This is a genomic window from Aquabacter sp. DMC10 (assembly GCF_056314145.1).
The window spans coordinates 182,620-202,696 of record NZ_JBQUYX010000007.1; the positions used below are offsets into that span (position 1 = coordinate 182,620).

18 protein-coding genes are annotated in these 20,077 nt (G+C 67.5%); 5 read left to right on the plus strand and 13 right to left on the minus strand.

From position 1 onward, the window contains the following. Window positions 1-151: 151 nt before the first annotated feature. The 4 genes from ACT54L_RS18785 to ACT54L_RS18800 form a co-directional block, all read right to left on the minus strand. Window positions 152-448, minus strand: a complete 297-nt coding sequence (locus ACT54L_RS18785) for a hypothetical protein (protein ID WP_476087153.1) — start codon at window positions 446-448, stop codon at window positions 152-154. A gap of 1 nt (window position 449) precedes the next feature. After that, window positions 450-1,331: an SPFH domain-containing protein gene (locus ACT54L_RS18790; RefSeq protein ID WP_476087154.1), complete on the minus strand. Its 882-nt coding sequence runs from the start codon at window positions 1,329-1,331 to the stop codon at window positions 450-452. A 90-nt stretch (window positions 1,332-1,421) separates the two neighbouring features. Continuing rightward, entirely contained in the window at window positions 1,422-2,330 is a 909-nt protein-coding gene (locus ACT54L_RS18795; protein WP_476087155.1) for an alpha/beta hydrolase fold domain-containing protein, read from the minus strand. Window positions 2,331-2,487: 157 nt separating this feature from the next. Next, the gene (locus ACT54L_RS18800) at window positions 2,488-3,339 is read right to left on the minus strand and encodes a helix-turn-helix transcriptional regulator (protein WP_476087156.1); all 852 of its coding nucleotides are present in this window, start codon (window positions 3,337-3,339) and stop codon (window positions 2,488-2,490) included. 77 nt (window positions 3,340-3,416) lie between these two features. Between ACT54L_RS18800 and ACT54L_RS18805 the strand changes: the two genes are divergently transcribed. Together ACT54L_RS18805 and ACT54L_RS18810 are read left to right on the plus strand one after the other, a co-directional pair. After that, the gene (locus ACT54L_RS18805) at window positions 3,417-4,319 is read left to right on the plus strand and encodes an SDR family oxidoreductase (protein WP_476087157.1); all 903 of its coding nucleotides are present in this window, start codon (window positions 3,417-3,419) and stop codon (window positions 4,317-4,319) included. Window positions 4,320-4,598: 279 nt separating this feature from the next. Next, window positions 4,599-5,477 (plus strand): manganese catalase, encoded by an 879-nt coding sequence (locus ACT54L_RS18810; RefSeq protein WP_476087158.1) that lies wholly within the window; start codon window positions 4,599-4,601, stop codon window positions 5,475-5,477. Between the two features lie 53 nt (window positions 5,478-5,530). On the opposite strand, the gene ACT54L_RS18815 is transcribed toward ACT54L_RS18810, so the two are convergent. The 5 genes from ACT54L_RS18815 to ACT54L_RS18835 form a co-directional block, all read right to left on the minus strand. Beyond that, the gene (locus ACT54L_RS18815; RefSeq protein ID WP_476087159.1) at window positions 5,531-6,871 is read right to left on the minus strand and encodes a putative bifunctional diguanylate cyclase/phosphodiesterase; all 1,341 of its coding nucleotides are present in this window, start codon (window positions 6,869-6,871) and stop codon (window positions 5,531-5,533) included. 91 nt (window positions 6,872-6,962) lie between these two features. After that, the gene (locus ACT54L_RS18820; protein ID WP_476087160.1) at window positions 6,963-8,765 is read right to left on the minus strand and encodes a sulfatase family protein; all 1,803 of its coding nucleotides are present in this window, start codon (window positions 8,763-8,765) and stop codon (window positions 6,963-6,965) included. A gap of 60 nt (window positions 8,766-8,825) precedes the next feature. Further along, window positions 8,826-10,640, minus strand: a complete 1,815-nt coding sequence (locus tag ACT54L_RS18825; RefSeq protein WP_476087161.1) for an amidohydrolase — start codon at window positions 10,638-10,640, stop codon at window positions 8,826-8,828. Window positions 10,641-10,749: 109 nt separating this feature from the next. Beyond that, window positions 10,750-10,971, minus strand: coding sequence for a hypothetical protein (locus tag ACT54L_RS18830; protein WP_476087162.1), 222 nt, complete (start codon window positions 10,969-10,971; stop codon window positions 10,750-10,752). A gap of 200 nt (window positions 10,972-11,171) precedes the next feature. Further along, window positions 11,172-12,545, minus strand: a complete 1,374-nt coding sequence (locus ACT54L_RS18835; protein WP_476087163.1) for a protease — start codon at window positions 12,543-12,545, stop codon at window positions 11,172-11,174. Between the two features lie 328 nt (window positions 12,546-12,873). Here ACT54L_RS18835 and ACT54L_RS18840 point away from each other — a divergent pair, with 328 nt between their 5' ends. Together ACT54L_RS18840 and ACT54L_RS18845 are read left to right on the plus strand one after the other, a co-directional pair. Next, complete coding sequence (locus ACT54L_RS18840) at window positions 12,874-13,719, plus strand: MipA/OmpV family protein (protein ID WP_476087164.1); 846 nt, start codon at window positions 12,874-12,876, stop codon at window positions 13,717-13,719. A gap of 121 nt (window positions 13,720-13,840) precedes the next feature. Then, window positions 13,841-14,533, plus strand: coding sequence for a YoaK family protein (locus ACT54L_RS18845; RefSeq protein WP_476087165.1), 693 nt, complete (start codon window positions 13,841-13,843; stop codon window positions 14,531-14,533). Window positions 14,534-14,560: 27 nt separating this feature from the next. Here ACT54L_RS18845 and ACT54L_RS18850 read toward each other — a convergent pair whose 3' ends face one another. The 3 genes from ACT54L_RS18850 to tcuA form a co-directional block, all read right to left on the minus strand. Further along, on the minus strand, window positions 14,561-15,277 hold the full coding sequence (locus tag ACT54L_RS18850; RefSeq protein WP_476087166.1) for an MgtC/SapB family protein: 717 nt from the start codon (window positions 15,275-15,277) through the stop codon (window positions 14,561-14,563). Window positions 15,278-15,402: 125 nt separating this feature from the next. After that, the gene (gene tcuB / locus ACT54L_RS18855; RefSeq protein WP_476087167.1) at window positions 15,403-16,515 is read right to left on the minus strand and encodes a tricarballylate utilization 4Fe-4S protein TcuB; all 1,113 of its coding nucleotides are present in this window, start codon (window positions 16,513-16,515) and stop codon (window positions 15,403-15,405) included. A gap of 33 nt (window positions 16,516-16,548) precedes the next feature. After that, window positions 16,549-17,958 (minus strand): FAD-dependent tricarballylate dehydrogenase TcuA, encoded by a 1,410-nt coding sequence (gene tcuA / locus ACT54L_RS18860; protein WP_476087168.1) that lies wholly within the window; start codon window positions 17,956-17,958, stop codon window positions 16,549-16,551. A gap of 247 nt (window positions 17,959-18,205) precedes the next feature. On the opposite strand from tcuA, the gene ACT54L_RS18865 reads away from it, so the two are divergent. After that, window positions 18,206-19,171, plus strand: a complete 966-nt coding sequence (locus tag ACT54L_RS18865) for a tripartite tricarboxylate transporter substrate binding protein (RefSeq protein WP_476087169.1) — start codon at window positions 18,206-18,208, stop codon at window positions 19,169-19,171. Between the two features lie 60 nt (window positions 19,172-19,231). On the opposite strand, the gene ACT54L_RS18870 is transcribed toward ACT54L_RS18865, so the two are convergent. Next, window positions 19,232-19,987 carry an IclR family transcriptional regulator gene (locus tag ACT54L_RS18870; RefSeq protein ID WP_476087170.1) on the minus strand — a complete coding sequence of 252 codons (756 nt, stop codon included), beginning with the start codon at window positions 19,985-19,987 and terminating at the stop codon, window positions 19,232-19,234. Window positions 19,988-20,077: the final 90 nt, after the last annotated feature.

The following is a 20,077-nucleotide window of genomic DNA, read 5'->3' on the forward strand; positions in this document are numbered from 1 at the left end:
GCCCCCACGCCCGAAGACAACCGGACGGCGGCAGGAATGGCTTGGTTTTCCCGATTCTTGGCTGGCCGTCCATCCAGGTCCCGATTCCGGGAGCCTAGAAGGTCTCGGCTTGCGCCGGAAGCGCTGATTGGGGGCAAGTCCGCGCGTGCCCCTAGGGATCGTTCACGTCCTTGTCCCAGATCTTCACATTGCCGCGCATGCGCACGCCCTTGCCCCGCGTCTTGCCAAAGCCCGTGAGGCGGCGCAGCAGCAGCCAGGCAAGGAGCGCCGCGCAGGCGAACACCAGCAGCAGCACGGGCACGCTCTCCCCCAGCACGCCCAGCGCGAGCAATCCGCCCACCACCGCCGCGCCGATGGCAAAGCCTAAGAAAATGTAGCCCGAGGTCAGCATTTCCAGGATGGCCAGCACCAGGCCGGCCACCACCCAGACCCACCACACCGTCCACATGTCAGCCGCGCCCCTTCAGCATCTTGAAGGCATCGGCGAAGGCTTCCAGCGCCTGGGTGGGGATGAGGATGGTCTGCTGGCCATTGCCCTTGGCCACCTCGGCGAGTGCCGCCACCTGCTTCTGGGCGATCTGGAATTGCGCCGCTTCCAGCCCGTTGGCGGCGATGGCGGCGGCAATCACGCCCGTGGCATAGGCTTCCGCATCCGCCGTGACGCGGCGGGCCTTCGCCTCCTGCTCGGCAGCATAAAGGGCGGCGTCGGCGGCCAGCTCCACCGAGCGCTTGCGGCCTTCCGCTTCCATCACCTGGGCGCGGCGGGCGCGCTCGGCATTGAGCTGCTGGAGCATGGCGGCGCGGGTGGCTTCGTCCAGATTGACGTCCAGGATCTCGGCCCGCGTCACCTCCACGCCCCAGTCGTCCACCATGGCGCGCACATGCTCGCGCACCCGCTCGATGAGCTGGGCGCGGTTGGACTGCACCTGGTCCAGCTCCAGCTTGCCGATCTCCGAGCGCACGATGCCGGCCACCGTGGTGGCGATGGCCGCGTCCACGTCGCGGATGCGGTAGACGGTCTTTTCCGGCTCGGTGATGCGATAGAAGACCGAGGTCTCCACCCGCACCAGCACATTGTCGGCGGTGATGGCGTCCTGGGTGGCGTTGGGAAGCTGGCGCTCCAGGATGGAGATCTTGTGCGCCACCCGGTCGAAGAAGGGGATAACGAAATTGATGCCCGGCCCCAGCACCGCCCGCAGCCGGCCGAAGCGTTCGACCACGTACTTTTCGGACTGCGGCACGATGCGCACGCCGAGGAAGACGCACAGGATGAGGAAGCCGGCGAGCGCCAGGGTCACAACGCCGCTGCCGAGGAAGTCACTGGGGTGCATAAGAAAGCCTCGCGGGCGATGGAATGGCGCGCAGCCTGCCCCCGTTCGGGCCGCCGCGCAACCTCACGGGGTCAGGAGAAGGCCGGCGCCTCAGGCGCGGGCGTACCGCTCCACCTCGTCCAGCACGCGGGCGATCTCGCCGAGGCATTCCTCCGCCTCGGGAATGGAGGCGGACATGAAGACATGGGGCATGTCGTCATAAAGCCGCAGGTGGGAACGCGCGCCCGCCGCCTGCGCCCGCTCATGGGCGCGCACCGCATCGGGGCTGGTGAGGTCCAGCGTGCCGCCGAACAGATGGAGGGACGGCAGGCCCCGGAAATCGCCGAACAGCGGGCTCACCGCCGGGTCCGAGGCATCCCCGGAGGGCGAGAAGGCGGTGGCGGCCCAGCGCGGCCCGGCTTGCGCCAGCATGGGATCGTGGGGTGCGATCTCGGCGCTCTCGGGCGCCGAGAAGGTATAGTCGAGGGCCGGCGAGAGCAGGATGAGGGCGTCCGCTCCCTTGTCGCCGCGTGCCCGCAATTCCTGCGCCAGGGACAAGGCCAGGGCGGCGCCGGAGGAATCCCCCATCAGCACCAGCGGACCGTCACGCTGGACCAGCACCGCCTGGATGGCGAGCAGCGCATCCATGGCCTCGCGCCAGCTGTGGCGGGGGGCGAGGGGAAAGACGGGCACATGGAAGGGCGTGCCGCAGCGGCGCACCAGATCGGTGATGATGGACCATTGGTAGCTGGCCAGCTCCAGCGCATAGGCCCCGCCATGCACATAGAGCACCCGCGTCGCGACGCTCTCGCTCTCCGGGAAGCAATGGAAGCAGCGCGTGCCGGTCTCGTTGCTCTCCAGCACCTGCACGCCCCGGCGCAGCAAGAGGCCGGGGGGCGAGGCGCCGGCGGACTGGGACTTCAGGGCCGCCGCCTCCAGCCGGCTTGGATCGGCCATCATGGCTTTCGATCCGCTGAGCGGCAGGATGACCGACTTCAGGATCTCGGCGGACAGGCTCATGGGGGTTCCTTTTGCGGGCGGGCATTGGTCATCGCGGACTTGGACCGGAGACAACGCGTGCGGCGCAGCAAAGTTCATTCCCCAAGGGAATCGCCGAAGGGGCGGCGGGGGCGGTCCTGATTTGCGTGCTGCGCAGGCGCGCGCGGCGCACACAGCTTTAGAGGGGCGCCGCCTCGTCCGCCGCGCACAGCCGCCGCACCTTGGAAAGGTCGGCCTCTCCGGCGGGATTGTAGATGACCAGCTTCAGGTCCGGCCGGCCATCCACGGTGAAGCAGGAGAATTCGAGGCTGATCTCGCCCGCGACGGCGTGGCGGATGGTCTTGGCGCCCTCTCCGGTCGCGCGCACGTCGGTCTCGCTCCACAGGCGGGCGAAGTCTGCGCTTCGGGCGGTGAGCTCGGCCACCAGGGCGTCGGCGCGCGCCGTGTCGCCGATGCGGGCCGTTTCCGCCCGGAAGGTGGCCACCAGGAAGCGCGCCACCGGCTCCCAGTCGGCCTGTGCCGCGCGGGTGTGAGGATCGAGGAACATGCGCCGCAGGATGTTCCGCTCGGGCGCAGGCAGGGCCTCGTAATCGGTGAGCACCCGCCGTGCGGCGCGGTTCCAGGCGATGATGTCCCAACTGGAGGTGGCCACCGTCGCCGGGATCAGCGGCATGGCATCCAGAAATCGCTGGAGACGCTGGGAAATCCCCTCGCTCGGGGTGGCATGGGCCTTGGGCGGGCGGCCGATGGCCACCAGGAACAGATGCTCCCGCTCCGCCTCGGTCATCAGCAAGGCCTCGGCGAGGCGGTCGAGAACGGCGGGGGAGGGGGCGCCGCCCCGTCCCTGTTCGAGCCAAGTGTACCAGGTGGTGGAGATATTGGCGCGCTGGGCCACTTCCTCCCGCCGCAGGCCCGGCGTGCGGCGGCGACCGCCAAGCCCCAGCGCGGCCGGATCCAGCCGCTGCCGGCGGTCCCGCAGGAAGCGCGCGAGGCGCCCCTCGGCGCCGGCCTCGTCCAGCCTGTCAGTCATTATACCCCTATAACGCCTCATCTTTAACTGGATAAGCCTGCGCCATAGGGTCTCCCCATGCAAGAGGGAGAGCGAGGATGAAGGTTTTTGTCACCGGCGCCACAGGCTTTGTGGGCGCCGCCGTGGTGCGGGACATGCTGGCCCATGGGCATCAGGTCCTGGGGCTGGCCCGTTCGCCGGGCGGCGAACAGGCCCTGCGTGGGATGGGGGCTGAGCCTCTGGCGGGGTCTCTGGAGGCGCTCGACACGCTGCGCGCCGGCGTCGACCGGGCCGATGCGGTGGTCCACACCGGCTTCATGCATGATTTTTCGCGCTACGCCGAAGCCTGCGCCATGGACCGCGCGGCCATCATGGCCCTGGGCGCGGCGGTGGGCACCAGCGGCAAGCCGTTCGTGGTCACCTCCGGCCTCGCCGCCCTTGATGCCGCAGGCCGGTCCGCGGTGGAGACCGATCGGGCTCTGCCGCCGTCCGCCCGCTATCCCCGCGCCTCCGAGGCCGCCGCTGCCGATCTGAACAGCCAGGGCATCCGCACCAGTGTCATGCGCCTGCCGCCATCCGTGCACGGCGGGGGCGATCATGGCTTCGTCCCGCTGTTGATCCAGATGGCGCGGGAAAAGGGCCTGTCTGCCCATGTGGGGGCCGGCGTGAACCTGTGGCCGGCGGTGCATGTGGGCGATGCCGCCAGCGCCTATCGCCGGGCGGTGGAGCACGGCCCGCACGCGGGAGCCTGGCACGCGGTGGCCGAGGAGGGCGTGCCGTTCAAGGCGATCGCGCAGGCCATCGCCGCCGGTCTCGGCGTGCCCTGCCTGTCGCTGGAGCCCGACGCGGCCCCGAGCCATTTCGGCTGGTTCCAGGATTTTGCCCGCATCGACCAGGCGGCTTCCAGCGCCTTGACCCGCGCCCGTCTCGGCTGGTCGCCGCAGGGCCCCGGCCTCATCAGCGACATCCGTGACGGCGGATATTTCAGCGGCGCGGCCTGAGGCGGACGCCGCCCCTGCAACCGCATCGCGGGCGCCGTCGCTGTCAAAAGCGGCGGTGGCGCTGCCGTTCATCTGGAGCGCAAGCGTAGAAGAATGCAGCGCTTGCGTTATGCAAAGTCAAGCTGTGGCGTATGGGCCTATCTGGGGGAGAGGGGAATGTAATTTCGGAACAAGAGGCGCGTCTTCTTCTTGTGTCTGCGGGGCGGCTGCCGTGCCTGCGCGGCCCGCCCCCTCCGTCCCCATTCCCGGCCGCGGCCGAAGGCCCCAAAGGAGACGCGCATGTTCATTCATCGCAGGCACTTGCAGTATCAGGCCCGTCCCGACCGTCCCGATCCGCTGTTCGCCAAGCTGCTCCAGGAGCCGCTGGGCGGCCAGTGGGGCGAGGTCTCGGTGATGATGAGCTATCTCTGGCAGGGCTGGACCTGCCGGGGGCCGCAGAAATACCGCGACATGATCTGCGACATCGGGACCGAGGAAATCGGCCATGTGGAAATGCTCGCCACCATGATCGCCCGCCTGCTGGAAACGTCTCCCGTGGAGGCGCAGGAGAATGCGGCCAAGGATTCCGCCGTGGGCGCGATCCTCGGCGGTGCGCGCATCGAGGATGCCATCATGGCGGGCATGAACCCGCAGCATGTGATCGTCGCCGGCTCCGGCCCGCGCCCGGTGGACAGCGCCGGCAATCCCTGGACCGCCGGCTATATGACCGCCAGCGGCAACCTGCTCGCCGACTTCCGCTTCAACCTCACCGCCGAGAGCCAAGGCCGCCTGCAGGTGGCGCGGCTCTATAATCTCACCAGCGACAGCGGCGTGCGGAACATGCTGTCCTTCCTCATCGCCCGCGACACCATGCACCAGAACCAGTGGCTGGCCGCCATCCGGGAGCTGGAGGAGGAGGGCTTCGACAGCACGCCGGTGCCCGCCAATTTCCCGCAGGAGCGGGAGATGGGCGAAGTGGCTTATCGCTACATCGGGGCCTCCGAGGGCACGTCGGCGAAGGCCGGAAGCTGGGCCAGCGGCCCCTCGCCCGACGGCAAGGGCGAGCTGGATTATGAGGAGATCCGTCCTCTCGCGCAGGATGACGGCCGGCTGGGGGAAGCCGACCCGCGCATGTACGGCACCGCCGCCACGCCGATGCCGCCCCAGGCGGCTGAGTAGGCCGGCGCGTCCATCCCGTTCCGGTGCGACCGCCCTCGCCGCCGCGGGGGCGGTCAGCCCTCCGGCGCGGTCCTTTCGGGGCGGCGGCCGGACATGTTCGCCTCGAAGGTCGCCACGTCCGACGGCGGGCCGAAGAGATAGCCCTGGAAGGCGCGGCATCCCACGTGCACGAGGGCGCCGAATTGCTCCTGCGTCTCCACCCCCTCCGCGATCAGGGCAAGGGAGAGGCGACGGCTGAGCGTGGTGACCGCCTCCACAATGTGCATGTCGCGCCCACCCTCGGCCATGGCCGCGACGAAGGTCTGGTCGATCTTGATCTGGCCGAAGGGCAGGCCGCTCAGGGCCCTCAGGCTGGAATAGCCGGTGCCCAGATCATCCAGCGACCAGACGATGCCCAGTTCCCGCAGGACCTGCATCCGGGCGGCGGTTGCGGCCACATCCTCCACCACCATGCTTTCCGTCAGCTCCAGCACGAGCTGGGACGGCCGCGCGCCGCTGTTTCGCACTGTCTCGATGGTGGTGCGCAGAAAGTCGGGCTGGAGAAACTGGGAGGCGCTGATGTTCACCGAAAGCGTCAGGTGCGCCGTCTCCGGGCGGCTGTTCCAGAGCGCGAGCTGGGCGCAGGCGGCGCGCAGCACCCAATTGCCGATGGGCACGATGAGGCCGGTCTCCTCCGCCACCGGAATGAAGGTGGCCGGCCCGACTTCGCCGCGCGCGGGATGGCGCCAGCGCAACAGCGCCTCCGCGCCGATCACCCGGCCGGTGAGGTCCACCTGCGGTTGATAGAGCAGAACGAACGCACTCTGGGCGATGGCCTGGCGCAATTCTTCTTCCAGGTCGTTCCGCTCGCTGAGGTCCGCATGCATCAGCATGACGGCGATGACGAACGCGATGACCCCCATGACGGTGTTGATCCAGGCCCCCGTCCACTGGGCATAAGGGGGGATGATGATCGCGGGATCGGTAAACTTCAGCGGCGTCAGGGTGAAGGCAACGAACAGCACCAGGAAGAGGCCCGGCAGGACCATGCGCAAATAGACGCCGTCCCGGCGGAACACGAAATAGCTGCCGGCCGCGAGGGCCAGGTGGAACATATGGGCGGAGCGGGGGACATCGGGCCCGGGATTGTCGAACAGGCAGACGATGGTGGCGATGAGGGGGACCGCGTGCACCGCGACCAGGGTGGCCGTTCGCAACCGCTGCCGGTGAACCAAGCCGAGGAGGACAAAACCGGTCAGGACCAGAAGGGCATAGCAGGTGGCGAGGGCCGGCCGCCCCATGGTCACGGTCCAGATGCTCCAGCCCCCGCCGATGAGCACGACCATGGCCCCTTCGATGGCGATCATCGCGCGAACGCGCCGCGCGTGGCTCTCATCCCAAACCGGGTACGTCATAGCTCCTCGGATCGACTGCCGCGCTGGCCCCCGCCGCGTGCGAAGCCTATCAAGCCGATCATAACGCCCGTCGCAATATTAAAGTAGTTTACTACCGCGCACTGCGCGGTGGGAAATACCACTTTCCATTGCGAATCGGCAGGAAGGCGCCGTCATCCACTCCCACCTCGGCGCTAATGAGGGATTGGGTGAGCGTGTTGAGGGCGAGGATCAGGTCCTTGTGGGCCGCCTTGTCCAACGCGAGATTGCGCATTTCGTCCGGGTCTTCCTGAAGGTCATAGACCTCCACGTCATTGGCGGCGAACAGGTCTTCCAGGCTGGTGGGGGTGTTGAAGGCGGTCTGGCCGAAATAGCGCGAGAAGCGATACCGGCCATCGAAAATGGAGCGGATGCCCACGCGCTCGCCAAAGTCCGGGTCGTTCTTCAGGAAGGTCTGCACCTTCTCGTCATTGGTGACGGTGCCGGAGAACATCATGTGGGCGAAGTGCTCGGCCCAGGTGACGTCCTGGTAGGACAACATGTTGTAGTTGAACAGCGTGGCGGGGCGCACCGCGTCCACCTTGGCGGTGGCGGGGGCCTTCAGCAGGCCGGAAAAGTCGTGGCCCTTCAGCCCGTCGCCCGCCTTGGCGCGGCGGGCTGCGTCGGCGCCGGTGAGCCCGATCAGGGTCGGGGCAAGGTCCAGCTGGGAGGTGAGCGCCTGGCACGTCACCCCGCCGGGATAGGCCGGGTGATGGACGATGAGGGGCACATGGTTCTGCTCCTTATAGGTGCAGTTGCCCTTGCCGCGCATCTGGTGGTGGCCGCCCAGCTCGCCATGGTCGGCATTGAAGATGACGATGGTGTTCTCGTGCATGTTGTTGGCTTCCAGCGCCTTCAAGACATGCATGACCTGCCGGTCGCAATCGCGGATGCAGTTGTAATAATAGTTGCGCAGCACATGCCAGCGCCGGTCCTCGTCCGGCCAGGCGCCAACCATCATGTCCTGGATGGCCTGGTAGATGAGATGCGCCTTGGGCCGGCCCGGCGCGTCGAGCGGCTGGGAACGGTTGACGGGCAGGGGCACGTCGTCCCAGCGGGCCTGGTAGAGCTGGTCGTCCGGGGTGGGGAAGATATGGATGGCCGGGTCCTTGCCCTGCACCACCTGCCCCGGCAGGTCCGAATTGATGTACATGACATCGTGCGGATTGACGAAATTGACCGCCATGAACCAGGGCTGGCCCTTGGCCCGCAGCGCCTCGCCCTCCCGGCGCATCCAGCTTTCTACCCGGTCGGCGGTGAAGCCGTCGAAGGAATAGCCGCCCAGCCCGGAATCGATGAGGTCGCCCAGGCCGAAGAAGTCGTCGAAGCCGTAGCTCTCGATGATCTTGCGATAATCCGCCATGGGCGCGTCCACGGCGACGCGGGTCTGGTCGAGATTGGCGCTGAGGTGCCACTTGCCCTGATAGGTGGCGTGGTAGCCCAGCTCCTGCATGCGGTGGCCGATCGTCTTGATGGACGTCGACATGTCCGGCTGCCACAGATAGTTCAGGTTATCGAATACGCCGGAATGCTGGATGTGCGCGCCGGTATAGATGACCGAGCGGGCGGGCGAGCACACGCAGGACGCCGACTGGTGGTTGGTGAACGTGATGCCCTTGGCGGCCAGCATTTCGCGGGCGGGCACCGGGAAAGGCCATTTCGGGAAGAAATGCTCCTGGTCCACCAGGATGAAGAGGATGTTGTAGCCCTTGGGCGGCGCATCCGGGGCGAGGATGGGCTTTGGCGGCGTGCCCAGCGTCACCGCCGGCTGGGCTGCAGCCTGGGCGGGGATGAGGTTGGCGCCGAGCAAGGTGGCGGTGCCCTTGCCCAGGAGGTCGCGGCGGGAAATGCCCTTGGGCGTATCGTTCTCGGACATGTGTGAACCTCCCGGAAATGGCGATGGGGCGCGCGGCACAGGGCGGCACGCCCCGGAACGTCAGGCCTGGTGGCGGATCTTTCCGTTCATGAGGGTCAGTTCCACCTTGGCCTTGTGGATGTCGTGGGGGTCGCCCTTCAGGATGTCGCGGTCGAGGACGATGAGGTCCGCCAGCTTGCCCACGGCGATGGAGCCGACCTTGTCGTCGAGGCGCAGCTGATAGGCGGCCCCCATGGTGTTGGCATGGATCGCCTCCTCCACGGTCAGCCGCTCATCGGCGGGGGCCAGGATCGGGGCATCGGGCTGGCCCACCAGCTGGCGGGTGACGCCCACCTGGATGGAATCCAGCGGCTTGTAGGTGGAGAAATAGCCCGCCGCCGGCCAGTCGGTGCCGAAGGAGACGCGTCCGCCCTGCTTCAGCACCGATTTCGTGCGGTACATGTTGCTGGCGCGCTTCTCGCCCAGGCGCTGCACCATGTTCTGGAGCGTGTCGGGATCGGCCGAGGACCAGTTGGCGGAGAATTCCGCCGTGACGTTGAGCTTGCCGAAACGGGCATTGTCCGCGTCTTCCACATAGACGAGATGGGCGATGGCGTGGCGGCGGTCGCGGGGCGGGTTGTTGGCGATGGCCTTCTCGAAGCCATCGAGGGCCACCTGCGCGGTGCGCTCGCCGCAGGCATGGACGTGCACGTCGTATCCGGCCGCGTCCACCGTGCCGATGAGCTGGTGCCACTGCTCCACGGTGAAAGGCGAACCGCCCGTGCTGTCCGGCTTGTCCGCATAGGGCGCGTTGAGCCAGGCGGTATAGCCGCCCTGCGAGCCGTCGCCGATGATCTTGACCACGTTCACCTGCACCAGCTCGGTGGCGACGCGGCGGCTCACGTCCTTGAGCACCGCCACTGCATTGTCGATGGGCGGCCCCTTCACCGTGCAGGAGGCGACAACGCGGAAGGGCAGCACGCCGCGCTTCTCCGCATCCGCATAGAGCCCGATGATGGCGCCCTCGTCGCTGCCCACGGGGGGAACGCCAGCGTCGAAAACGGTGGTGATGCCCGCGGCGGATGCCCGGGGCAGCCAGTCTTCCAGCAGGCGGGCCATGGTGGCGGCGGTGATGGGGTCCACGGCATTGACCAGGCTGAGGACCGCGTTCACCTCCAGCACATAGCCGGTGGGGTCGCCCTTCTGGTCGCGCACGAAATAGCTGAAGCGCGGGATCGGGTCGGGCGTGTCGCGATTGACACCCGCCAGTTCCAGCGCCTTGGAATTGGCCCACAGGCTGTGGCCGTCAATGGCGAAGAAGAAGCCGGGGCGGTCAGGCAGGATGGCGTCGAGATCGGCGCGGGTGGGGCCTTCGGGCGGGAACATGTCCACCCGCCAGCCGAAGCCGCGGATGGGGCCGGTGGGGTGTTCCTTGGCATAGGCGGCGATGGCCTTGAGGGCGTCAGCCTTGGTGGGCAATTGCAGATCGATGCCGGAGGTCAGGAAGGCGCCCAGGAAAGGATGGGTGTGTCCCTCCACGAAGCCGGGCAGGAGCAGGCGGCCGTTCAGGTCGATCACCTGCGTCTTCGGCCCCGCCAGCTTCAGCGCGCCGGCCTTGTCGCCCACATGGACGATGGTCTTGCCGGTCACCGCCACCGCTTCCACGTTGGCGGGGCCGGCGACCGTGTGGATGGGGCCGTTATGGAAGACAAAGTCGGCCGGGCCGGACGCCTCCTGCGCCAGGACTTCGCTCGCCCGGAACAGGGAGCCGGCGGCGGCCGCTGCGCCCATGGCCGCGCCGGCGCGCAGCACGCTGCGGCGGCTCGGGCCGGATGCCTTTGCCACGGCAAGGCCGAAGCGCTCGAAATGGGGTGCCCAGTCACACGCGATGCACATCTGCCCGTCCCCCTCTGGATCACCGCGCCGACGAAGCCGGCGGGCCGTCTCATGTCCTTGGATCGTCAATCGCCCCGAAGGGCGCGAGGGGGGAGCGCCAGCGGGGCGCTCACCAGCCCCGGCACAGATTGAGCCAGTGGCGATGCGCGCGCGGGATGCGGCCGGCATCGCAATCGGTGCGCGCCGGACCGTTCAGCGCCATGAAGCAGGACTTGCCCTCGCGCAGATGCTGGCACCAGCCCCGGTCATTGGCATCGTTGAAGGCCATGAAGCAGGACTTGCCTTCCACATAGGCCTCGCAGAAGCCGCGGTCCGGGCCGTCAAACGTCATGAAGCAGGAGCGCTTGCCCGTGCAGACATCCGGCTGCGGTTGCGCATATGCGCCCGAAACGAGAACGAGATGTCCAATGCCAAGCGCAGTCATCAGGATAAAAACGCGGCCTATCCTCGAATGATCCCGGCGCATTGTTTGTTTTCCCGTTGAAATAAACGGCATTTGTCTACGCAAGCGCCATGGAATCGCTGCGTCATCTATCCTTTGCTTGTTTTTTGATGCGTGTCCAGCGTTGCGGTGCCGGTGGGCGGGGTCGGTGGCGCGGCGCGACGTAGGCGGGCGGTGGCGCGCAAGGTGCCCCAGCTGCGCCGTCCTCCGCCCATTTGCAGGATGCCGGAGACCGCCCGCGCATAGTCGAGCACCATGCCCGGCGTCCAGGCCATCCAGGCGGCGCGCCGCCGCATCAGCCCGGCCACCCACAATTCCGGCAAGCTCAACAGGCGGATGACGAACAGGGGCGAGCGGACCTCATGGGCAAACCGCCCCTCGATGGCCGCATCCAGGGCCCGGGCCACGGCGCTCGAACAGTTGCGGTAGGTGAGATTATAGGTGGTGTCGGTGCGATAGTCCGCCCAGAAGCGGCGCACCGCCGCGCCATTGATGCCGGCAAGGCGCACCTGCATGGTGGAGGGACACCATTCGGCGCTCTCCTTCTGGTAGCTGGGCTTGAACTCGCCGGGCACGTCATTCTCCCGGGTGGCGCGCAGCACGCGGGCGAACTGCTCGGGCGAGCGCTCGATCTCCACCGCCGGATAATGGCTGATATAGACGTCCGGCGGCAGTTCGAGCGCGGCATGGCCGGTGGACGCCGCCCCTGTCGCATCCTGCGCCACCACATAGCGCTGAACACCTTGGGCGAGGGGCGCCAGGCCCCCGGTGGGCGTCCACACGTGAACGGTCAATGTGTCGTCGAAGGACTGGGGGGCCGCCGCCTCCGCCACCTCCACATGCGGGTGAACCTGCCCGGCGCGGTCGGCCCGGGTCTGGGCGAGAATGTCGGCCAGCAGCACGCCTTTGGGCAGGCCGCGCACCCGCAGCGAAAAGGCGGTGACCCCCACGGCGGCCACGATAATCAGCTGGGCCACGTCCGAACCCACTTCGCCGCGCCAATGGGTGGGCCAGGGCACGTAGGACCACAGGCCCATCAGGAATTCCAGGCCTGCCAGCACCAGCGCGCTGTGCCAGCGGGGAAAACGCACCACATAGGCGCTTCCCGCCCGCCAGATGGCGTCGGCGATGAGCAGCGTGCCCACCAGGATGGCGATGACAATATCGGAATGCCAGGGCGCATCCACCAGCAGCAGGATGATGACGACGCACACCGTGCCCTTGATGAAGCGCATGGTTCGGTGCATGCGCGAAGGGCTCATGATGCCGGCGCCGAAGGACACCAGGGCCATGATGACCAGGGGGATGGCGAAATAGTCGGTGGGGATGCGCACTTCGTTGAACAGCGCATCCAGCAGCAGGAGGACCCCCACCACCAGCCAGATGAGGCCGATAGCGGTGATGACCCACCATGTGCGGCGGAGCGTGGGGCCGCCGATCAGCAGAAGCAAAAGCTCGAACACCGCATCCCCCGCTCCGGGCGGCACCGTCAGGGGCTGAGAGCGGTGCCGACGCGCGCGAACCAAAGATTTTTCAAGCCGGTAGCATGGAATGACCTGCGTGAACAGATTTTCAAATGGCCAAGGCCAAGCTTATACTCGATTTTATCTTACGTATTCTTTTGTGACGGGGAAGAGGAGCTGCCTGCGCAGGCATCTGCCGTGCGGTATCCCGTGGTGAGGATTGTTTAACCCTGTTTTCTTCTGCAATGACGTGGCCTCTGTGGTAATTATGCCACCACGCACGGGCGCTCCGTGTCTAAAATGCGGCACGTTGTTCAGGATTCCCCCCATGCTCACCGCTCCCCTTGGTTCCCGCGCGCTTGGTTCCGTGGTGGCCCTCAGCCTCATGGCGTCCGGCGCGGCGGCGGCGGATGTGAAGACCATCTTCGACCAGCCGGCGCAGAAGGAGAACTGGTACGTCATCATCGGCGCTGCCGGCATTGTGGAGCCCGATTATGCGGGCAGCTCCAGCTACCGGATCGTGCCCGGCTTTCTCTTCAGCATGAGCAAGGAGAGCGAGCTCTACGATTTCCATTCCATCGACGACAGCCCGTCCATCGCGCTCCTGGACATTGGACGCTTTGCGGTCGGCGTTGCCGGCAACCTGGACTGGGGCCGGAATGCGGATGATTCCGACCGGCTCCGCGGCATGGGCGATGTGAGCACCACCGTGCAGATGGGCGGTTTCGCGGAATGGTTCCCGGCCGAATGGCTGCGCCTGCGCGGCGAGCTGCTTTATGCGGCCGGCGGCTATTCCGGCGTGGTGGGCTCCATGAAGGCCGACTTCATCTATAACGCCCCCGGCGGCTGGGGCTTCGCGGTGGGCCCGCGTCTCTATTATGCCGGCACGGGCTACATGGACGCCTATTTCGGCGTGACGCCCTACCAGTCCTTCACCACCACGGCGCTGCTCAATCCCACCCGGCCCTATTCCCCCTCCGCCGGCTTCAACCAGTGGGGCGTGACGGCGCAGGTGACCAAGCAGCTGGGCAACGGCTTCACCGCCGGCATGTACGGCACTTACCTGAACTTGCTGGGTTCCGCCGCCGACTCGCCGCTGACCCAGAACACCAACCAGTTTGAGGCCGGCGTCTCGCTCACCTACAGCTTCAACGTCGGCAAGGGCTTCTGGTGACCTTGACGCCCCGCGCCTGAGGGCGGGGCACCGGCGTGCGGTCCCGCCGCGAAACTTGGGCGGGCGTCTGCGCCGCGCCTGCGCTATGCAACGGGAGGCCGGAACCCCGTTGGAGATGCGCGTGAAACATGTTCTGCCGAGCTTACTGTGCTTCAATGCGGGCTTCGTGGATGCGGCGGGGTTTGTCACCCTGCACGGTCTGTTCACCGCCCATGTGACCGGCAACATCGTTACCTTCGCCGCCGCCATCGCCGACGGCCACATGCCCGGCCTGTCCAAAATCATCGCCGTGCCGGTGTTCTGCCTGGTGGTGGTGCTCGCCCGCATCATCAGCCATCGCAGCCTGGCGCGGGGCTATGACGATTTCCGCATCCTCATGGGTCTCAAGCTGATCCTGCTCGCCCATGCCGCGCTGGTGGCGATCCAGGTGGGGGTGCTGGCCAATCCCGATGATCCTGCGGCGGTGATGATGGGCATGACGCTGGTGGCGGCCATGGCGCTCCAGAACGCCCTTCATCGCACCCACCTCACCGATGCCCCGCCCTCCACGGTGATGACGGGCACCATGACGCAGGTGCTGCTCGACGTGACCCACCTGTGGAGCCCGCCCCCCGGCGGCGACCTTGCCCCCGTGCGGGCGCGTCTGAAGCGGCAGGGACAGTTCTTCGCCAGTTTCTGCGCCGGCTGCGCGGCGGCGGCGCTGACCTATCTGGCGGTGGGGGTGTGGTGCTTCCTGGTGCCGCCGCTGGTGGCGCTGGCGGAAATCTTTGCCCTGCCGGCGCGGCCGGCGCCGGCCAGCCCGCAAAAGGGGTAGGCGCCTCCGCCGGCGGGCGGGGAGGCCTCACTCGCCGCCGGCGCTGCGGAACCAATGGGCGGAGGACACCGCGTCCAGGGTGCGCAGGCGCGTCATGAGGGCATCCAGTTCGGCCCGTTCGGCGGTGGAGGAGACCAGCTGGGCGGTCAGTTCCACCATGTCGTTGGGCCGCTCCACCACATCGATGTCCGCCACCGGAAAGGACGCCTCCTCCAGCATCATGGCCAGGTTGGCCTGCAGATCCACCGCCTGCGCCGAGGGGCCGAGCACGATCACCTCGTAGCAGGCCTCCGTCTGGCCGGACTGCGGACGGCGTTCCAGCCAGCGCACCAGGGGACGCAGCAGCGTGTTGCCGGCGAGCACGAACAAGGTGAGCGCCACCGCCTGGGCGACCAGGTCCGCCCCCGCGCAGGCGCCCACCGCCGCCGAGCACCACAAGGTGGCGGCGGTGTTGAGGCCGCTCACATTGGCGCCGTCCTTCATAATGACGCCGGCGCCCAGGAAGCCGATGCCCGAGACCACATAGGCGATCACGCGCACCGCCCCCGGTGCGCCGTCCAACTGCATGGACATGTCCACGAACTGGCAGGCGCCGATGGCCACCAGCACATTGGTGCGCAGCCCCGCCATGCGCTGGCGATACTGCCGCTCGGCCCCGATCAGCGTGCCCATGGCGAAGGCGACAGCCAGGCTGAACAGGGTGCTGACGAACTCGTCGGGATGGAAGGAGGTGATGAACGGCATGTGGCTCCCCATGGCTCCGTGCCAGGATCGCCCTCAGCCGGGGCACGCCCCTTCGCTGCCTGGGCGCAGCTTATGATGAGGGGCGCACTAACCTTGGGAGTGTGACAGGGGGATGACAGTCCCCCTCAATGCCCCGCCAGTTCCTTGTGCCGCTCCTTGGCGTAGCGCACCAGGGCGGCGTAGCGGTAGAGGCCGTGGACGAACTTGCCGTAGGGCATGGTCAGGAAGAAGCCGAACACAAAGCCCAGGTGAATGGCCAGCAGCGTGCCCATGGCCGGGGTGGCGCGGGCCACCAGCAGGAGGAGACCGGTCAGTGCCGTGAGGAAGAGCATGGCGAGGAAAGCCGCGTCCATGCCCTTGCGGGTCTCGTCCATCATCATGGGGTCGCGGGCCTTCTTGGCCAGGAACAGGCCGGCCGGGCCAATCACCAGGCCGATGCCGCCGAGCGTGCCCAGCACCACCGGCAGGTCCCACCAGGGATAGGGCGAGTGGCGGTTGAGCAGATAGGCATAGAGGGTGGCCACCGAGGTGGCGGCAAAGCAGAGCGCGAAGCCGTAGAAGGTGAGGTGGTGGAAGATGCGACGATTGTCGGTGGGCTTCTCGTCCGCATTCATGCAGCCGACCCCGCCGCCATCCAGATAGCGCAGCCGCCCGGCATCCTTCATGGCCTGCCACAAAGAGGGGGCGTCGGTGGGCAGGGGATTGCGCGCCTCCATGTCCCGCCAGAAGGCGCGCAGGCCCATGAACAGAGCGAGGATCGCATAAAGAAAGGCGGCGCCGAACAGGCCCACCATGGCGCCATGGGGCATGAGGCGGAAGAAGGCGCCCTGGCCCACCTGGGTGCCGAACATGACGGCCGGGTCATTCAGCGCCATGAAGCCGAACAGGAAGCCCGCCACGGAGAGCGCCGCGATCAGCGCCACCGAGAGCCCGTTGCGCCGGAACAGGCCCGCCAGCGGGCGCGGCCAGGCATAGGCGGCATAGGTGTCGTTGCGCACCTCAGCCAGCGTGCGGGGCACATTGACGTTGAATTCGTGGGGCGGGGAGAACTGGCAGTCATAATAGCAGGCGCCGCACGAATGGCAGAGATTGGCCAGATAATTCAGGTCGCCGGCGGCAAAGGAGCGGCGCATTTCCATGGCCGGGAAGACGGCGCACAATCCCTCGCAATAGCGGCAGGAATTGCAGACCGTCATGAGGCGCTCGGCCTCCTGGAGCGCGTTGCTGTGCGCGGTCATGTCAGGTCATTCCTCGGAAACGGGCATTAAGGGTCAGGCGCGGGCCGCGGAGGCGGCGGCGGTGCCGGCGCAGCGGCCGAAGACGGAGCCTATGGTCATGCCTATGCCGGCCGCATAGCCCCGGCCCAGCACGTTGCCGGCCATGATCTCGCCGGCGGCGAACATGTTCTTGGCCTTGCTGCCATCGGCCATCTGCATGCGGGCTTCCTGGTCCACCCGCACGCCCAGATAGGTGAAGGTGATGCCCGGCCGCACCGGATAGGCATAGAAGGGCGCCTGGTCGACGGGCCGCGCCCAATGGGTTTTGGGCGGGGTGAGGCCCTCCGTGCGGCAATCGTCCAGCACCGTGTGGTCGAAGCTGCCGCCGGGCACGATGGCGCCGTTGAAGCCCTTCACGGTGGCGGCGAACTTGGCCGGATCGAGGTTCAGCTTGCCCGCCAGTTCCTCCAGCGTCGGGGCGCTGATGGGGGGATAGAGGGAGGGCATGAAGGAGGTCAGCGACTTCGCGTCGAAGACGATATAGGCGATCTGGTCCGGTTGCTGGGCGACGAGGCGGCCCCAGATGGCATAGCGCTTGGGCCAGAAATCCTCGCCCTCGTCATAGAAGCGCTCGGCCTTGTTGTTCACGACGATGCCGAACACCACGCAGTCCAGGCGCGTGATGATGCCGCCGTCGAACTTGGGCGCGCGGGCGTCGATGGCGACCGCGTGGCACTGGGTGGGATCGCCCACTTCCTTCACGCCCTGGTCGAGCAGCATGCGCAGCATGGTGCCGCGATTATTGGGCGTGCCGCGAATGAGGAAGTTTTCCGCTGGCGGACCCCAATATTCCTTCAGCCATTCGATATTGGCCTCGAAGCCGCCCGCCGCCGCCACCAAGGCGCGGGCGGTGACGTCGGTGGTGCCGCCGGCATGGCGCACGCGGGCGGAGCGGAAGGTACCGCCCTCCAGGGTCAGGCCGACCACCTCGCTGTCATAGGCCACTTCCACGCCCAGCCGCTCGGCGGTGAGATAGAGGGCGTTCAGCATGGCCCGGCCGCCGCCGAGAAAGAAGGAATTGGTGCGCCCCAGCGAGAGCGTGCCGCCGAGGGAGGGCTGGAAGCGCACCCCTTGCTCGGTGATCCAGGTGAGCATGTCCTTGGACTTGGCGATCATGAAGCGCGCCAGGTCCTCGTCCGTGTGGCCCTGGGTGACGCGCAGGAGGTCGTCGAAGAACTCCTCCTCGCTATAGGGGCCGGTGAGCGTGTCGGTGGCGCTGTCATGGGCGCAGCGCATGTTGCGGGTGTGGCGGGTGTTGCCGCCGCGATAGAAGCGGGAGGCCGCCTCCAGCACCAGAACCGAGGCCCCCTGCCGGCGCGCCGCAATGGCCGCGCACAGGGCCGCATTGCCCCCGCCCACCACCAGCACGTCCCATTGCCGCCCCAAAGCCGAGCTCGCCGCCATGGGCATCTCCTCCCCTGCATCCTTTTGCATACAAAAGTATGCGTATGTGGCCCCTCACACACCATCTCGTCAAGATGCCTTGACGGGGGTGGGGCAGGGGCTATTATAAAATTAGAATAAATATTCTGTCTAACAGAACAAACTCCGTCCTGCGCCTCCCCGAAGCGAGGCGGTGGACGGGCGGCAAGCGGCGGAGGGCCGCTTGGTCCGGCCACATCCCCTGCAAGCAAAAAGGTTGGGAGGACCCATGACCCTGAAGACCACGCTGGCCGCCCTGGCCGGCTGCCTCGCGCTTGCCGCGCCCGCGGCCGCGCAGACCTATCCCAGCCGGCCCGTCACCATGGTGGTGCCCTATGCGGCGGGCGGCGCCACCGACGTGGTGGCCCGCGCCATCGCCGAAAAGCTCACCACGGCCTGGAAGCAGGCGGTGGTGGTGGACAACCGGGCCGGCGCCGGCACCACCATTGCCGCGCGCGCCGTGGCCCAGGCGGCGGGCGATGGCTACACGCTCTATATGACCACCTCGGCCCACACCATTTCGGGCCATCTCTATCCCGGCCTCAGCTATGATCCGCTGAAGGATTTTGCGCCCATTACCCTCGTCACCAAGGTGCCGCTGGTGCTGGTGGTGAACCCGCAGGTGCCGGCCAAGACCTTGACCGAATTCACCGCCTGGCTCGCCAAGGAAGGCGACAAGGTGAATTTCGCCTCGCCCGGCATGGGCACGGCGCAGCATCTGTCCGGCGAATTGTTCAAGATCGCCACCAAGAGCGGCATCACCCATGTGCCCTATAAGGGCGATTCCCCGGCCCTGACCGATCTCATGGGCGGGCAGGTGCAGATGATGCTGGCCACCGCCACGGCGGTGATCCCGCTCATCGAGAGCGGCAAGGTGCGGGCGATCGCGGTGGCCAATGCCCGCCGGCTGCCGGCGCTGCCGGACGTGCCCACCTTCGATGAATCCGGCCTGAAGGGCTTCGAGGCCGCCACCTGGTTCGGCCTGCTGGCCCCCGCCTCCATCAAGCCGGAGCTGGTGCAGACCATCTATAAGGAGGTCTCGCGCATCGTCGCCGAGCCGGACATGACCAAGCGCATCGAGCAATTGGGCGGCGACGTCATCAATTCCACACCGGAAGCCTTCGCCGCCTTCATGGCCGACGAAACCCAGAAATGGGGCGCCGCCGCCAAGGCCTCGGGCGCCACGCTGAAGTGAGCGTGACCGGCGCGGACTGAGACGGGGCCAGGTGGCGACACCCGGCCCCTTTTTTATGGCTCAGGCAAAGCGCGGCCAGGCGCCGCCCAGGCGCCGGGTCAGGTCGGCGGCGGCGGGCATGAGCAGGGCGCGCATGGCGGCGATTTCCTCCGGTCCGAAGCGGTCGCGCGCGCCCGACAGGGACAGCGCCCCGATCAGCCCCGCCGGCCCGAACACCGGCGCCGCAAGGCCGGCGCAGGCGGGGTCGCGCTCGCCGAGGGACAAGGCCCACCCTTCCGCGCGCAGGGCGTCGAAGCCGTCCCCGGGGCTGCCCTCGAAGGCGAGGATCACCCGGCCGGCGGCGCCCACTTTCAAGGGATAGGTCTCGCCCGCCGTCACCCGGTCCAGGGTGGCATGGCGGGAATCCACCCGCAGCAGGCAGAGCCGGCGCTCGCCATCCTGGCGCATATGGAAGGAGGCGCTCTCCGTGCCCTTGTCCACCAGATCCTGGAGCACCGGAAGCACCTGGCCGCGCAGGGCATTCTTGCGCTCATGGGCAAGGCCGAGGCGAAAGGCGGCGGGGCCGAGATCATAGCGCCCGTCGCGCAGGCGCGTGGCGTAGCCATTGTGCTCCAGCGAGGCCAGCAGGCGCAGGATCGTGCTCTTATAGAGGCCGGTCATGCGGGAGAGGTCCGCAAGGCTCGCCGGCCCGTCCCCCTGCTCCAGCGCCGCGACGATGGCAAACGCCCGCTCCACCGCGGCGACGCCCCCGTCGGGCGACGTGAAGGTCTGCTTCTCGGCCACGCCCATCTCCCTCGCAGCGGTCTGTGCCGCCATTCCGCCATTCCCGTGCGCCGGGGCTTACACCAAAAAAGAGGGCGATTCACCGCTCAAGGGCGCCTTTGAAGCGCCCAGGTGCGGGATCGC

What these genes read in the sequence shown, in the direction of transcription:
- ACT54L_RS18840 (WP_476087164.1), top strand. Translation starts at nt 12,874, where the DNA reads ATGCTCACCGCTCCCCTTGGTTCCCGCGCGCTTGGTTCCGTGGTGGCC.
- ACT54L_RS18825 (WP_476087161.1), bottom strand. Translation starts at nt 10,640, where the DNA reads ATGTGCATCGCGTGTGACTGGGCACCCCATTTCGAGCGCTTCGGCCTT.
- ACT54L_RS18850 (WP_476087166.1), bottom strand. Translation starts at nt 15,277, where the DNA reads ATGCCGTTCATCACCTCCTTCCATCCCGACGAGTTCGTCAGCACCCTG.
- ACT54L_RS18790 (WP_476087154.1), bottom strand. Translation starts at nt 1,331, where the DNA reads ATGCACCCCAGTGACTTCCTCGGCAGCGGCGTTGTGACCCTGGCGCTC.
- tcuA (WP_476087168.1), bottom strand. Translation starts at nt 17,958, where the DNA reads ATGGCGGCGAGCTCGGCTTTGGGGCGGCAATGGGACGTGCTGGTGGTG.
- ACT54L_RS18865 (WP_476087169.1), top strand. Translation starts at nt 18,206, where the DNA reads ATGACCCTGAAGACCACGCTGGCCGCCCTGGCCGGCTGCCTCGCGCTT.
- ACT54L_RS18795 (WP_476087155.1), bottom strand. Translation starts at nt 2,330, where the DNA reads ATGAGCCTGTCCGCCGAGATCCTGAAGTCGGTCATCCTGCCGCTCAGC.
- ACT54L_RS18805 (WP_476087157.1), top strand. Translation starts at nt 3,417, where the DNA reads ATGAAGGTTTTTGTCACCGGCGCCACAGGCTTTGTGGGCGCCGCCGTG.
- ACT54L_RS18810 (WP_476087158.1), top strand. Translation starts at nt 4,599, where the DNA reads ATGTTCATTCATCGCAGGCACTTGCAGTATCAGGCCCGTCCCGACCGT.
- ACT54L_RS18815 (WP_476087159.1), bottom strand. Translation starts at nt 6,871, where the DNA reads ATGACGTACCCGGTTTGGGATGAGAGCCACGCGCGGCGCGTTCGCGCG.
- ACT54L_RS18870 (WP_476087170.1), bottom strand. Translation starts at nt 19,987, where the DNA reads ATGGCGGCACAGACCGCTGCGAGGGAGATGGGCGTGGCCGAGAAGCAG.
- ACT54L_RS18830 (WP_476087162.1), bottom strand. Translation starts at nt 10,971, where the DNA reads ATGACGTTTGACGGCCCGGACCGCGGCTTCTGCGAGGCCTATGTGGAA.
- ACT54L_RS18800 (WP_476087156.1), bottom strand. Translation starts at nt 3,339, where the DNA reads ATGACTGACAGGCTGGACGAGGCCGGCGCCGAGGGGCGCCTCGCGCGC.
- tcuB (WP_476087167.1), bottom strand. Translation starts at nt 16,515, where the DNA reads ATGACCGCGCACAGCAACGCGCTCCAGGAGGCCGAGCGCCTCATGACG.
- ACT54L_RS18820 (WP_476087160.1), bottom strand. Translation starts at nt 8,765, where the DNA reads ATGTCCGAGAACGATACGCCCAAGGGCATTTCCCGCCGCGACCTCCTG.
- ACT54L_RS18785 (WP_476087153.1), bottom strand. Translation starts at nt 448, where the DNA reads ATGTGGACGGTGTGGTGGGTCTGGGTGGTGGCCGGCCTGGTGCTGGCC.